This window comes from Streptomyces sp. YIM 98790, from assembly GCF_011421595.1.
Classification (GTDB): Bacteria; Actinomycetota; Actinomycetes; order Streptomycetales; family Streptomycetaceae; genus Streptomyces.
This window is the reverse complement of the sequence record NZ_WTLH01000070.1, coordinates 1-12,891: the sequence shown is the minus strand read 5'-3', so window position 1 is coordinate 12,891 and position 12,891 is coordinate 1. Positions and strand designations below refer to the sequence as shown.

11 protein-coding genes are annotated in these 12,891 nt (G+C 73.9%); 7 read left to right on the top strand and 4 right to left on the bottom strand.

Annotated elements, in window-relative coordinates:
* Positions 1-34: 34 nt before the first annotated feature.
* On the top strand, positions 35-1,084 hold the full coding sequence (locus tag GQS09_RS14010; protein ID WP_165986383.1) for an ATP-binding cassette domain-containing protein: 1,050 nt from the start codon (positions 35-37) through the stop codon (positions 1,082-1,084).
* A complete protein-coding gene (locus GQS09_RS14005; RefSeq protein ID WP_165986382.1) occupies positions 1,081-1,875 on the top strand; it encodes an ABC transporter permease in 795 nt (264 codons plus the stop codon). Before GQS09_RS14010 ends, GQS09_RS14005 begins: the two co-directional genes overlap by 4 nt.
* 151 nt (positions 1,876-2,026) lie before the next feature.
* Here GQS09_RS14005 and GQS09_RS14000 read toward each other — a convergent pair whose 3' ends face one another.
* The 3 genes from GQS09_RS14000 to GQS09_RS13990 all read right to left on the bottom strand — a co-directional run bounded on the left by GQS09_RS14000 (position 2,027) and on the right by GQS09_RS13990 (position 6,618).
* Positions 2,027-2,986 carry a DUF2382 domain-containing protein gene (locus tag GQS09_RS14000; RefSeq protein ID WP_165986381.1) on the bottom strand — a complete coding sequence of 320 codons (960 nt, stop codon included), beginning with the start codon at positions 2,984-2,986 and terminating at the stop codon, positions 2,027-2,029.
* 42 nt (positions 2,987-3,028) lie between these two features.
* Positions 3,029-4,534, bottom strand: coding sequence for a cytochrome P450 (locus tag GQS09_RS13995; protein WP_243761408.1), 1,506 nt, complete (start codon positions 4,532-4,534; stop codon positions 3,029-3,031).
* Between the two features lie 188 nt (positions 4,535-4,722).
* The gene (locus GQS09_RS13990; RefSeq protein ID WP_165986393.1) at positions 4,723-6,618 is read right to left on the bottom strand and encodes an ABC transporter ATP-binding protein; all 1,896 of its coding nucleotides are present in this window, start codon (positions 6,616-6,618) and stop codon (positions 4,723-4,725) included.
* A 293-nt stretch (positions 6,619-6,911) separates the two neighbouring features.
* Here GQS09_RS13990 and GQS09_RS13985 point away from each other — a divergent pair, with 293 nt between their 5' ends.
* A complete protein-coding gene (locus GQS09_RS13985) occupies positions 6,912-7,961 on the top strand; it encodes an NUDIX hydrolase (RefSeq protein ID WP_243761406.1) in 1,050 nt (349 codons plus the stop codon).
* Positions 7,958-8,788 (top strand): MBL fold metallo-hydrolase, encoded by an 831-nt coding sequence (locus tag GQS09_RS13980; RefSeq protein WP_165986379.1) that lies wholly within the window; start codon positions 7,958-7,960, stop codon positions 8,786-8,788. The genes GQS09_RS13985 and GQS09_RS13980 overlap by 4 nt, the downstream gene beginning before the upstream one ends.
* Before the next feature lie 114 nt (positions 8,789-8,902).
* Here the strand turns inward: GQS09_RS13980 and GQS09_RS13975 are convergent, their stop codons facing one another.
* Positions 8,903-9,577, bottom strand: coding sequence for a Crp/Fnr family transcriptional regulator (locus tag GQS09_RS13975; protein ID WP_093838505.1), 675 nt, complete (start codon positions 9,575-9,577; stop codon positions 8,903-8,905).
* Positions 9,578-9,817: 240 nt separating this feature from the next.
* On the opposite strand from GQS09_RS13975, the gene nth reads away from it, so the two are divergent.
* Genes nth through GQS09_RS13960 form a run of 3 tightly spaced genes read left to right on the top strand, consistent with a single transcriptional unit; the run spans position 9,818 to position 12,775 of the window.
* Positions 9,818-10,756 carry an endonuclease III gene (gene nth, locus GQS09_RS13970; protein WP_399552506.1) on the top strand — a complete coding sequence of 313 codons (939 nt, stop codon included), beginning with the start codon at positions 9,818-9,820 and terminating at the stop codon, positions 10,754-10,756.
* Entirely contained in the window at positions 10,753-11,562 is an 810-nt protein-coding gene (locus GQS09_RS13965; protein ID WP_399552505.1) for an NUDIX hydrolase, read from the top strand. Before nth ends, GQS09_RS13965 begins: the two co-directional genes overlap by 4 nt.
* Positions 11,563-11,575: 13 nt before the next feature.
* Entirely contained in the window at positions 11,576-12,775 is a 1,200-nt protein-coding gene (locus GQS09_RS13960) for a MarP family serine protease (RefSeq protein WP_165986392.1), read from the top strand.
* Positions 12,776-12,891: the final 116 nt, after the last annotated feature.

Below are 12,891 nucleotides of genomic sequence, written 5' to 3'. Positions count from 1 at the left end.
CCACAGCTCCACCTGCCGAGGAAGGAAAGGCGTGATGAATGCATCCGCCGGTATGACGGACGGACCCGACGGCATCGTCGTGGTCGGCCTGCGCAAGTCGTACGGGGAGAAGAACAGGAAGAAGAACGGCGAGAAGAACGGCGAGAAGAACGGCCAGAAGGTGGTGCTCGACGGGGTGGATCTCAAGGTCCCCCGCGGCACCGTCTTCGCCCTGCTGGGCCCGAACGGCGCCGGCAAGACCACCATGGTGCAGATCCTGACCACGCTGATCGCCGCCGACGGCGGCGAGGCGCACGTGGCCGGGCACCGGGTGGACCGCGAACCGGACGCGGTGCGGGCCGCGATCGGCGTCACCGGCCAGTTCTCCGCGGTGGACAACCTGCTCACCGCCGAGGAGAACATCATGCTCATCGCGGACCTGCTGCACCTGCCCCAGGAGGAGGGCCGGCGCCGGGCCGCGGAGCTGCTGGTCCAGTTCGGGCTGGCCGATGTCGCCGACAAGCCCGCCTCCACCTTCTCCGGCGGTATGCGGCGCAAGCTGGACCTGGCCATGACGCTGGTCGGCAGGCCGAGCATCATCTTCCTGGACGAGCCCACCACCGGGCTCGACCCCGCCAGCCGCCGCGCCCTGTGGGGCATCATCCAGGACCTGGTCGCCGAGGGAGTGACGATCTTCCTCACCACCCAGTACCTGGAGGAGGCCGACCGCCTCGCGGACCGGATCGCGCTGCTGGACGGCGGGAAGATCGTCGCCCAGGGCACCGCCCAGGAGCTCAAGGCCCGCATTCCCGGCGGCCACGTCACGCTGCGGTTCGCCGACATCCACCGGTTCGAGAACGCCTCCCGCGAACTGTCCGAGGCGGTCCGCAACGAGGAGGCGCTCACCCTGCAGCTTGCCGGCGACAGCAGCATCCCCGCCCTGCGCAGCCTGCTCGCCAGGCTGGAGGACGCCGGCATCGAAGCCGAGGAACTCACCGTGCACACCCCCGACCTCGACGACGTCTTCCTCGCCTTCACCGGTGGCCGCGGGGCCGGCCGGGACGAGAACGGGGCGGACCGTTCCGCGAAGGAGTCCATCCGATGAGCACGTCCACGTATGCCGTGCGCGACGGCATGACCATGCTCCGCCGCGACCTCAGGCGGATGCGGCGCTACCCGTCGCTGACCCTCTCGGTGGTCGCGCTGCCCATCCTGATGCTGCTGCTGTTCGTGTACGTGTTCGGTGAGGCGCTGGGCAGCGGCATCGGCCTGGACAGCGGCAGCGCCCGCGGCGAGTACACCAACTACGTCACCCCCGGCATCATCCTGATGGCCGTGACCACCTGCGCGGTGGCCACCGCGGTGGCGGTGTGCACCGACATGACCGAGGGCATCATCAACCGCTTCCGCACCATGGACATCGCCCGCTCCGCGGTGCTGACCGGGCACGTGGTGGCCGGCGTCATCCAGTGCATGATCACCCTGGCGCTGGTCACCGGGGTGGCGCTGCTGGTGGGCTTCCGGCCCGACGCCGGCGTGGTGGAGTGGCTCGCCGCCATCGGCCTGCTGATGCTGCTGGCCTTCGCCCTCACCTGGATCTCGGCCGCGATCGGACTGAACTCCCCGACCGTGGAGGCGGCCAGCAACACCCCCGTACCCCTGACCTTCCTGCCCTTCCTGGGCAGCGCGGTCGTCACCCCCGACTCCATGCCGACGGGACTGCGCTGGTTCGCCGAGTACCAGCCCTTCACGCCGATCACCGAGACCCTGCGCGGGCTGCTGCTGGGCAGCGGGATCGGCAACGACGGCTGGATCGCGCTGGCCTGGTGCGTGGGGCTGGCGCTGCTGGGCTACCTGTGGGCCCGCTCCCTCTACACCCGGGAGGCCGCGCGCTAGGCGTACCCGGCCGGGAGGCCGGTGACACGCCTGCCCGGCCAGGCCCCCGGCCACGCCCCGGCCCGCCGCGGAACCCGCGGCGGGCCGGGGCCGTGTGGGGTGGAGACGCCGTGGGCCCGGGGCCGCCGGGTCCGCCCCGGGGCGCGGCGGCTCAGTAGGGCCGGGACGCGCCCGGGTCGGCGGGCCCGCCGGGCTCACCCGGCTTGGGCGGCTCCTCCTCCCGCGCCCGGACCTCCCCGGACTCCTCGGTCTCGCGCTGGATGCGTTCCTTGCGCACGGTGCCGGTCACCGTCTCGTCCTCGGTGTGCTCCTCGGTGGTGAGCCGGACCCGCTCCTTGGGCTCCACCTCGGTCTCCACCACCGGGCGTTCCTCGTGCAGGGTGACCTCGTGCTCCGCCTCGCTGATCTGCGGGCCGGAGAGGGCCTCGTCACGGTTCTCGTCCGTGATCGGCTCCCGCTCGACGCGGACCTCCTCCTTGCGGACCGGTACGGTCGCCTGCTCCTGCTCGGTGACGACGTACTTGCGCAGCCGGACGCGGCCCGCCTCGTAGTCCTGTTTGCCGACCCGCAGGTGTTCCTCGGACCGGGTCATGGCGTCGTCGGTGGGGGCGGCGGCCCGCCCCCGCCCTTCGCTGCGGGCGGTTTCTGCGGTTTCTGCGGTCCCCGCGGTTTCTGCGGTGCCCGCGGCCTCCGGGGTCTCCGCGGCTTCCCCGGCCCTGGCCGTCTCCGCCGTGCCGGCGGTACCGGCCGTGCCTGCCGTGCCTGCCGCTTCGTCGGTACGCCGCCAGGCGGCGTCCCAGTCCAGGCCGTAGTAGTCGTACAGCCGGTGCTCCTCCTGTGCCGAGAGGTGACCGCCGCTCTCCAGCGACACCTGCGGCGACTCCTTGACCTTGTCCTTGGAGTAGGCCACCGCCAGGTGATCCTCGACCATGGAGGCACCCTCCAGGGGGACGAAATGCTCCCCGCCGAACATGCCGGTCTTCACGGTGGCCCATTCCGGCCGCCCAGTGGCGTCGTCCAGATAGACGTTCTTGGCGGCCCCGATCTTGTGACCCTCCGCGTCGAACACCGGATGCTCCAGCACGGCGGGGATCTCTTCTCGGGTGATCACTTTGCGCTCCTGACCATGGCATGGTGACTGATGAGATCCGGGTCACCTGCCCGGAGCATATGAAACCGTGGAAACCGTGCGGCGCGGGGTGAGGGTGAGACGGAGGTCCGCGGGCATCAGGGTCAGGCGTTCGACGACCTTCAGCCGGTAGGCCGGGTCGGCGTGCAGGTCGTAGCGGCGCAGCAGCATGCCCAGCACCAGGGTGGCCTCGTGCAGCGCGAACTGGCGGCCGATACAGGCACGCTCCCCGGTGCCGAAGGGCTTGAAGACGTGCGACGGGCGGGCCCGGACCCGCTCGGGCAGGAAGCGGTCCGGGTCGAAGGACTCCGGATCGGGACCCCACACCGAGGGATCGCGGTGCAGGGCGGGGACGAGCACCACCGCCCAGGCCCCCTTGCGCATCGGATGGGTCCCGGCCAGCAGGGTGTCCTCCCGGGCGGCGCGGATGAAGCCGGGGGCGGTCGGCCACAGCCGCAGCGACTCGTCCAGCACCCGGCGCACGTAGCGCAGCCTGGGGACCTGCTCGTAGCGCGGCTCGGCCGGGCCGGTGCCCCAGACCCGGTCCACCTCGTCCTGGGCCCTGGCCAGCACCGCGGGATGGCGGGCGAGGAAGTACAGCGCGAAGGAGAGCGCGCCCGAGGTGGTCTCGTGGCCGGCGACCAGGAAGGTGATCACCTGGTTCCGGATGTTGGCCGGGGCCAGGCGCTCCCCGGTCTCCGGGTGGGTGCTGCCCAGCATCAGCCCGAGCAGATCCGCCGGGCCCGCCCCGCCGGCGGCGCCGGGCCCGCGGCCCCGGCCGCGGGCGGTGCGCTCCCGGATCACCGCGTCCACCGTCTCGTTGAGCAGCCGGACGTCGGCGGCGTTGCGCGCGCCGGCGATCCGGGCGATCAGCGGCCCGGCCACGGGCGCCGTGACCGCCCGCCGCTGGGCGTGCTCCAGGGCGCCCACCATGGCGGTGACGAAGGGATGCGGCTCGCGGCGCTCGAAGGAGTCGAAGCGGTAGCCGAAGCCGGTGCGGCCGATGGTCTCCAGGGTCAGCCGGGTCATGTCCCGGGTGACGTCCACCGGTTTCCCCGCGGCGGCGTGCCGGTCCCAGATCCGGAGCAGCTGTCCGGTGACGTCCAGCATCGTGGGGTGGTAGCGCTCCATGGCCTCCCGGGTGAAGCCCGGGGCGAGGATCTCGTGCGCCAGTCGCCAGTTGGGCTCGTCGCTGTGGGCGGTGAACAGGCCGTCCCCGGCGACCTGGCGCAGGCTGCGGACGGCGAGCATCACCCGCTTGGTGAAGCGGGACTCGTCGGCCAGATCGCCGACCAGCTCCGGGCCGGAGACCATCACCACCTCCATGCCGAAGAAGCGGCGGCGGAAGACGGGCCCCAGTTCGCGGGCCAGCCGCATGGATTCCTGCACCGGGGTGCGCGGCCTGGCGCCGATGACGTCCCCCACCAGGGGAATGCGGTGGCGGGGATGCGGTATCCGGTCGGCCTCCGGCCAGCCGTACGCCGCGGCCGGGGACCGCAGCAGAGACGCCCTCACCGAAATCGCCGACATCCCGGCCATCACCACACTCCCGTCGCCCGCTGCCCGCTGTCCGCTGCCCGTCGCCCGCTGTTCCTGGCGCGGCGCCGCTGTGGCCGCCGCCTGCCGGACTCCCAGCACCCTGCGCGCCGGGTAGACGAGGTGTCAAGAAGGCGGGCCCGGGCTGCCGCCGCCACCGCGGCCATCACTTCCCCCGCCGCTCAGATCCTGGCCGGCGGCACCGGCGCGGACGGCGGCCGGGACGCCCCCGGCGGCGAGCCCCGCTCGAACTGGGCCGCCTGCAGGCCGTACAGCTCGGCATAGTGCCCGCCGCGGTCCAGCAGCTCGCCCGGCGTGCCCGACTCCACCAGTTCCCCCCGGTGCAGCACGTGCACCAGATCGGCATCCCGCACCGAAGCCATCCGGTGGGTGATCAGGATGACCGTCCGCCCGGCGTCCGCCAGCGCCCGGATGCGCCGGAACACCTCCTGCTCCGCCCGCGCGTCCAGGGCCGCGGTGGGCTCGTCCACCACCAGCACCGGGGCGTCCCGGTAGGCGGCGCGGGCGATGCCCAGCTTCTGCCACTGCCCGCCGGAGAGCTGGTGCCCGCGCTGGAAGACCCGGGACAGCAGCGTGGACCAGCGCTGCGGCAGGCCGTCGATCAGCGGGCCGGCCTCGGCCAGCCCGGCCGCCCGGTCCAGCCGCTCCTCGGTGAGCGGGGCCTCGGCACGGCCCACCGCCACATTGATCCGCGCGGTGAACGGCCAGCGGTAGAAGTCCTGCCCGACCACGGCGAACCGGGAGAACAGCGCGTGCCGGTCGGCCCGGGCGATGTCCTGCCCGCCGAACAGGATGCGCCCGGACTGCGGCCGGTACAGCCCGCACACCAGCTTGACCAGGGTCGTCTTGCCCGAGCCGTTCTCCCCGACCAGGGCGGTGACCTTGCCCATCGGGAAGGACAGCGAGACGTTCCGCAGCACCGGGCCGGTCTTCGCGCCGGGAAAGGCGAAGCTCACCCCCTCCACGGTGATCGCCTCCGGCTTCTCCGGCAGCGGGCTGCCGCCCCGCGGGATCTCCCGCCCGGTGGCGCCGTCGATGGCCCGCTGCAGGTCGGTCACGAACAGGCTGTCCTCGTGCATGCTGTTGACCTGCTGGAACAGCGAGTCCAGGGACGAGGTGCCGGTACGGATGGCGACCACCGCGGCACCGGCCGCGGCGACCTCCATCATTCCCGTCCACAGCAGGCCGCCCAGCACCAGATAGGTGGCCAGCGCCGTGGCGCCGGTCAGCGCGGAAGCGGTGAGCTGGGTGCCCGCGGCCCGGCGGGCCAGCCGCGCCTGCTCCCCCTCGTACGACTCCGACATCGCCCGGAAGTGGTGCAGCAGGAACGGCCCGACGCCGTGCACCCGCACCTCGGCCGCCGCGTCCTCCTCGATGATCAGCCGGGAGATCTCGTGCGCCGCCCGCGAGTGCTGGATCCACTGGTGGTAGGAGGCATAGCGGCGGCGCGCGATGGTCAGCGTGGCCCAGGCGCTGGGCAGCGTCATCACCAGCAGCATGGGCATCAGCAGCGGATGCAGCACGGCCAGCACGCCGGCCGCGGCGGTCAGCGAGAGCAGCCCGGAGACCACCCGGGTGCCGTGCCCGATCATCTCGCGCGCCGAGGTGGCGCCGAACTGCGCGGATTCCAGCAGCTTGTGGAAGGCGTGATCCTCGATCGACTCCAGCTCGACGCGCAGCGCCCGCTCCAGATAGCGCTCCCGGGCCACCCGCTCCACCTTGGGACGCAGCGTGCCGTCGGCATGGGTGGACACCGCGCCCAGTACGGCGGCCGCCGCGGCGGCGCCGGTCATCAGCAGCATGGCGGGCAGGGCGGCACGCAGCCCGGCGGTGATGTCCTCGTCCGCCAGCACCTCCGTCAGCACCGCCTGCACGCCCAGCAGCAGCACCGCCTGGCACAGGCCGCGCAGGATCTCGGCGGCGGCCACCGTCCAGGTGGCGTGACGGTCGGCGGACCAGGCCAGGCGGACACTCATCGCCACCATCTGCGGCAGCCGCACCAGCGTGCTGCGCAGGGTGAGTTCGGTGCGTGCGTCCACGTGCCGCGACCAGCCCATGTCGTAGCGGAGACGGCCGCCGAACAGCAGCTTCTCGGACTCGGAGACGAACTCCTCGTCCGAGGGGGCGTGCTCGCGGCGGCGGAAGAGGGCCCGGCGGCGTGACCGCGGCCGGTTCGTCAGGGGCATGGGGGCACCACCTCCGGAAGATCGGCCGCCGTGCGGAGTGGCGGGGGACACCCCCGGCACCTCCTGTTGCTCAGGGTGCCCATCTCAGCACACCAGGTAGTGATCGCGCAGCCGGTTTCCGCCCTCGCCACCGGAGCCCGCCCCGGCCGCGTAGCATCCCGACAATGGGACGGACCACGGGACCGGCGCGGGGGCGGTGGACGCCGCCGGACTGGCCGGAACGCATTCGGGCGCTGGCCCGCGGCGAGCTGACCCCGGCGGTGCCCCGCCGCGCCGCCACCGTGCTGCTGCTGCGCGACACGCCCGCGCCCGCCGGCCGGGGCGGCGACGCGGGCGGCGGGCTGGAGGTGCATCTGATCCGCCGCCGGACCTCCATGGCCTTCGCCGGCGGTGCCCATGCCTATCCGGGCGGCGGTGTGGACCCCCGTGACGAGGGCGTGCCGCCCCGGGTCTGGGCCGGTCCGGGCCCCGCGGAATGGGCCGCCCGGCTCGGCACCGACCCGGCGTCCGCCCGGGCCATCGTCTGCGCGGTGGTGCGGGAGACCTTCGAGGAGGCGGGTGTCCTGCTGGCCGGCGGCGCGGCCGGCGGCCCCGCGGGCGGCGGCGCGGCCGGCGGGGAGGGTGCCGGGACCGGGATCGTGCCCGACACCTCGGGGGAGGAGTGGGAGGCCGACCGGCTGGCCCTGGTCTCCCGCGAGCTGTCCTTCGGCGACTTCCTGCTCCGCCGCAGACTCGCCATGCGCACCGATCTGCTCGGCGCCTGGGCCCGCTGGATCACCCCGGAGTTCGAGGAACGCCGCTACGACACCTGGTTCTTCGTCGCCGCACTGCCCGCCGGCCAGCGCACCCGGCAGGCGTCGACCGAGTCCGACCGCGCGCTGTGGCTGACCCCGGGCGCCGCGCTGCGCGGCTACGAGGCGGGCGAGATGCTGATGATGCCGCCGACCGTGGCCACCCTGCGCCGCCTGGCCGGACACCGCACGGTGGCCGCGGCACTGGCCGCGGCCGCGGCCCGGCCCGCTGCGGCCGAGCCGGTACTGGCCCGGGTGCGGCCGGCCACCGCGGCGGACGGCACCGGGGAACTGGTGGTGAGCTGGCCGGGACACGCCGAGTTCGAGTACCGCATCCCGCGCACCGGCCCCGGCCCCGGCACCCGTAACGGCACCCGTAACGGCACCCGTACCCGCACCGGGAAGGAAGGACCGCGGCCATGAGCGAGGCCAGAGCACTGCCGGGAAGGCCCCGGATCGGGGCGATCGACGGCCCGGCCACCGAACGGGCGGTGTGCGTGCTGGCGCCCAACCCCTCGCCGATGACCCTGGACGGCACCAACACCTGGATCGCCGCCGAGCCGGACGCACGGCTGGCCGTGGTCATCGATCCGGGGCCGGAGGACGAAGGACACCTGCGGCGGGTCGCCGGCGCGGTGGAACGGACCGGACGGCGGGTGGGACTCACCCTGCTCACCCACGGGCACCCCGACCACGCCGCCGGCGCCGCCCGGTTCGCCGAGCTGACCGGCTCCGCCGTCCGCGCCCTGGACCCGGCGCTGCGGCTGGGCGAGGAGGGGCTGGCGGCCGGGGACGTCCTTCAGGTCGGCGGTCTGGAGCTGCGCGTGGTGCCCACCCCCGGGCACACCGCCGACTCGCTCTCCTTCCATCTGCCCGCGGACCGGGCGGTGCTGACCGGCGACACCGTGCTCGGCCGGGGCACCACCATGGTCAGCCATCCGGAAGGGAATCTGGGCGACTACCTGGACTCCCTGCGCCGGCTGCGCTCACTCACCGTGGACGACGGGGTGACCACCGTGCTCCCGGGACACGGCCCGGTGCTGCAGGACGCCCAGGGCGCCGTGGACTACTACCTGGTGCACCGCGCCAAGCGGCTGGCGCAGGTGGAGACCGCCGTGGAGAACGGGCTGCGCACCCCCGCCGAGGTGGTCGCGCACGTCTACGCGGACGTCGACCGTGCCCTGTGGCCGGCGGCCGAGCAGTCCGTCCGTGCCCAGCTCGACTACCTCCGCGAGCACGGCCTGGTCTGACGCCCCGCCCGCCCCCGGTGCCCGGGCGCGGGGCCCCGGCCGGACAGCGGCAGCCCGCCGGGCGCCCGGCACCGGCGGCTGCCGGAAGCGGCGCACGCCGCCGCCCCGCAGGGACTAGCGGCTGCGGCGGGCGAGGCGCTCGATGTCCAGCAGGATGACCGCGCGGGCCTCCAGCCGGAGCCAGCCGCGGGCACTGAAGTCCGCCAGCGCCTTGTTCACCGTCTCCCGGGAGGCGCCCACCAGCTGGGCCAGCTCCTCCTGGGTGAGGTCGTGCACCACGTGGATGCCTTCCTCGGACTGCACCCCGAACCGCCGGGAGAGATCCAGCAGCGCCTTGGCCACCCGGCCCGGCACGTCCGAGAACACCAGGTCCGACATGGAGTCATTGGTCCGCCGCAGCCGCCGCGCCATGGCCCGCAGCAGCGCACCCGCCACCTCCGGCCGGACGTTCAGCCAGGGCTGGAGGTCGCCGTGGCCCAGCCCCAGCAGCCGGCACTCGGTCAGCGCGGTGGCCGTGGCCGTGCGCGGTCCGGGGTCGAACAGGGAGAGTTCGCCGAGCAGCTCGCCGGGGCCCAGCACCGCCAGCATGTTCTCCCGGCCGTCCGCCGAGGCGCGGTGCAGCTTGACCTTGCCCTCCGTGACGACGTACAGCCGGTCGCCCGGGTCGCCCTCGTGGAAGAGGGCCTCACCACGGGTGAGCGTGTGCTCGGTCATGGAGGCGCGCAGCTCTGCGGCCTGCTCGTCATCGAGCGCCGCGAAAAGCGGGGCGCGGCGCAGCACGTCGTCCACGAGAATCTCTCTCCTTGTCGGCTGTCGCCCTGACCGGCGGGCGGTGTCCCGCATCCCGGGCCGGACTCCACAGGCAGTGCTATCAGTCACAAGTTTGACGTACTCGCCCGTGCCGTATCACGTCAGGGGGCCGTTTGGGCCTGGATCGGGCGCTGTGTGGGGCGAACGGGGGCGTGTCGATTTACGCTGGCCGGGTGGCGAACGACCCGGTGAGCAATGGAGGAAGAGGGGGCTGGGCGGGTGCGAGCAGAGCCGAATTCCGCTGAGGGCGAACAGCGGCGGGGCAAGGGCGTGAACCGTGCCCAGCCGGGTAGAAAGACCGGTTCGGGTACGGCCTCCGAGAGCCGCCTGGCCCGGGTGCGGCGGGCCCGCCGCATCAACCGCGAGCTGGCCGAGGTCTACTCCTACGCCCACCCCGAGCTGGATTTCGAGAACCCCTTCCAGCTCCTGGTCGCGACCGTGCTCTCCGCCCAGACCACCGACCTGCGGGTCAACCTCACCACCCCGGCGCTGTTCGCCAGGTACCCGGACCCGGCCGCCCTGGCCGCCGCCGACCCGGCCGAGCTGGAGGAGATACTCCGCCCCACCGGGTTCTTCCGCGCCAAGGCCCGCTCCCTCCTCGGCCTGTCCGCCCGGCTGCGCGACGAGCACGGCGGCGAGGTGCCGGGCCGGCTGGAGGAGCTGGTGAAGCTGCCCGGTGTGGGCCGCAAGACCGCCTTCGTGGTGCTGGGCAACGCCTTCGGCGTGCCCGGCCTGACCGTGGACACCCACTTCGGGCGGCTGGTGCGCCGCTGGCGGCTGACCGAGCAGACCGACGCCGACCGGGTGGAGGCGGAGATCGCCGATCTGATTCCCCGGAAGGAGTGGACGGACTTCTCCCACCGCACCATCTTCCACGGCCGGCGGATCTGCCACTCCCGCAAACCCGCCTGCGGCGCCTGCCCGATCGCCGCCGTCTGCCCCTCCTACGGCGAGGGCGAGACCGATCCCGGCAAGGCGAAGAAGCTGCTGAAGTACGAGATGGGAGGCCGGCCCGGCCAGCGGCTCAAGCCGCCGCCGGACTACCCGGGCGAGCCGGCGGTGCCCATGCCGCCCGAGGCCGCTCCCGCCTCGGACGCGGCGGCCCCGGACGCGGCGCACGGCCCCACCGGTTCCCCCGCCCCGGCGCGGGACGCATGAGCGGCCCGGTGGTACCCCCCATGGCCGGTGGCCATGCGGGAGGCCGGGCCGCGTCCGGACCTTCCGCCGCCCCCCGCCCCGCACCCGCACCCGGAGCCGTGCCCGCACCCGGAGCCGTGCCCGGTCCGCCGCCGCCGGTGACGGTGACCGACGACGGGCTGCCGGACTGGCTGGCCCCGGTCCGGGACGCGGCCCGCACCATCCGGCCCGCCCAGCTGAGCCGTTTCCTGCCGCCCCCGGCCGGCGGCCGGCCGTCCGCCGTCCTGGTCCTGTTCGGCGAGGGCGAACAGGGCCCGGAGCTGCTGCTCATCGAGCGCGCCTCCAGCCTGCGCCAGCACGCCGGCCAGCCGTCCTTCCCGGGCGGCGGCCTGGACCCGGAGGACGGCGACCCGGAGGGCGAGGGCCCGCTGCGCGCCGCGCTGCGCGAGGCCGAGGAGGAGACCGGCCTGGACCCGTCCGGGGTGCAGCTGTTCGGCACCCTGCCCCGGCTCTACATCCCGTTCAGCGGCTTCGTGGTCACCCCGGTGCTCGGCTGGTGGCGGGAGCCCTCCCCGGTCGCCCCGGTGGATCTCCGGGAGACCGCACGGGTGTTCACCGTCCCGGTGGACCACCTGACCGACCCCGGGCGGCGCGGCACCGCGATCCACCCCAGCGGCTACCGCGGCCCCTGCTTCCAGGTCGGCGCCACCCTGGTGTGGGGCTTCACCGCCGGTGTGATCGACCGCATCCTGCACTACGCGGGCTGGGAACGTCCCTGGGACCCCGGCCGCGAACTTCCCCTCGACGGCGCCCCCGGCCGGTCATGAGACGGTGAACACCATGAACACCCTGGACGTCCTGCTGCTGCTCGCCGCCCTCTGGTTCGCGTTCGTGGGCTACCGCCAGGGCTTCGTGGTGGGTGTGCTCTCCGTGGTCGGATTCGTCGGGGGCGGGCTGTTCGCCATCTGGCTGATGCCCGTCATCTGGAACTGGGCCACGGACGGCGCGGAACCCGGCAGCGTCGGGGTGATCGCCGCGGTGGCCATCGTGATCGTGCTGGCCTCGGTCGGCCAGGCGCTCACCACCCACCTGGGCAACCAGCTCCGCCGGCACATCACCTGGTCACCGGCGCAGGCGCTGGACGCCACCGGCGGGGCGCTGGTCAATGTGCTGGCCATGCTGCTGGTGGCCTGGCTGATCGGCTCCGCCCTGGCCACCACCACCCTGCCCACGGTCGGCCGGGAGGTGCGCGGCTCCAAGGTCCTGCAGGGCGTGTCCGAGGTGCTGCCGGCGGAGGCCGACACCTGGTTCTCCGACTTCTCCTCGGTGCTGGCGCAGCGCGGCTTCCCGCAGGTCTTCGCGCCGTTCGCGCAGGAGCCGATCACCGAGGTGCCGGCCCCCGACCCGGCGCTGGTGGACAGCCCCGCGGTGGTCCGGGCCCGTGAGTCCATCGTCAAGGTGACGGGCACCGCGCCCAGTTGCGGCAAGGTACTGGAGGGCACCGGATTCGTCTTCGCGCCGCAGCGGGTGATGACCAACGCCCATGTGGTCGGGGGCGTGGACGAGCCCGCGGTGCAGATCGGCGGCGAGGGCCGGCTCTACGACGCCCGGGTGGTGCACTACGACTGGGAGCGGGACATCGCGGTGCTGTACGTGCCGCAGCTCCAGGCACCGCCGCTGCCGTTCGCGGAGCAGGACGCGGTCTCCGGGGACGGCGCCATCGTGGCCGGATTCCCGGAGAGCGGGCCGTTCGACGTGCGCTCGGCCCGGGTGCGGGAGCGCATCCAGGCCAACGGGCCGGACATCTACCGCCGGGGCACGGTGCAGCGCGACGTCTACTCGCTCTACGCCACCGTCCGGCAGGGCAATTCGGGCGGCCCGCTGCTCAGTCCGCAGGGCGAGGTGATCGGGGTGGTCTTCGCCAAGTCGCTGGACGATCCGCAGACCGGCTATGCGCTGACCAACGACGAGGTGTGGGAGACGGTCACCCGCGGCGGCGGCGCCGAGCAGCCGGTGGACAGCCAGAACTGCGCCATCTAGCGGCGCGGCCGGGCGCACGTGTGCCGCCGCGCCGTACCGCACCGCGTCGCGCCGTGCGGCGGGTGCGGCGTCGGGTGATCGCGGAGCTGGTGAGCGGCGCCGGCCGGGCCGGGCCG

Bases quoted from the DNA above. Each gene is read 5' to 3' on its own strand.
- GQS09_RS14010 (WP_165986383.1), top strand. From the start codon at position 35: ATGAATGCATCCGCCGGTATGACGGACGGACCCGACGGCATCGTCGTG.
- GQS09_RS14005 (WP_165986382.1), top strand. From the start codon at position 1,081: ATGAGCACGTCCACGTATGCCGTGCGCGACGGCATGACCATGCTCCGC.
- GQS09_RS13995 (WP_243761408.1), bottom strand. From the start codon at position 4,534: ATGTCGGCGATTTCGGTGAGGGCGTCTCTGCTGCGGTCCCCGGCCGCG.
- GQS09_RS13990 (WP_165986393.1), bottom strand. From the start codon at position 6,618: ATGGGCTGGTCGCGGCACGTGGACGCACGCACCGAACTCACCCTGCGC.
- GQS09_RS13985 (WP_243761406.1), top strand. From the start codon at position 6,912: ATGGGACGGACCACGGGACCGGCGCGGGGGCGGTGGACGCCGCCGGAC.
- GQS09_RS13980 (WP_165986379.1), top strand. From the start codon at position 7,958: ATGAGCGAGGCCAGAGCACTGCCGGGAAGGCCCCGGATCGGGGCGATC.
- GQS09_RS13965 (WP_399552505.1), top strand. From the start codon at position 10,753: ATGAGCGGCCCGGTGGTACCCCCCATGGCCGGTGGCCATGCGGGAGGC.
- GQS09_RS13960 (WP_165986392.1), top strand. From the start codon at position 11,576: ATGAACACCCTGGACGTCCTGCTGCTGCTCGCCGCCCTCTGGTTCGCG.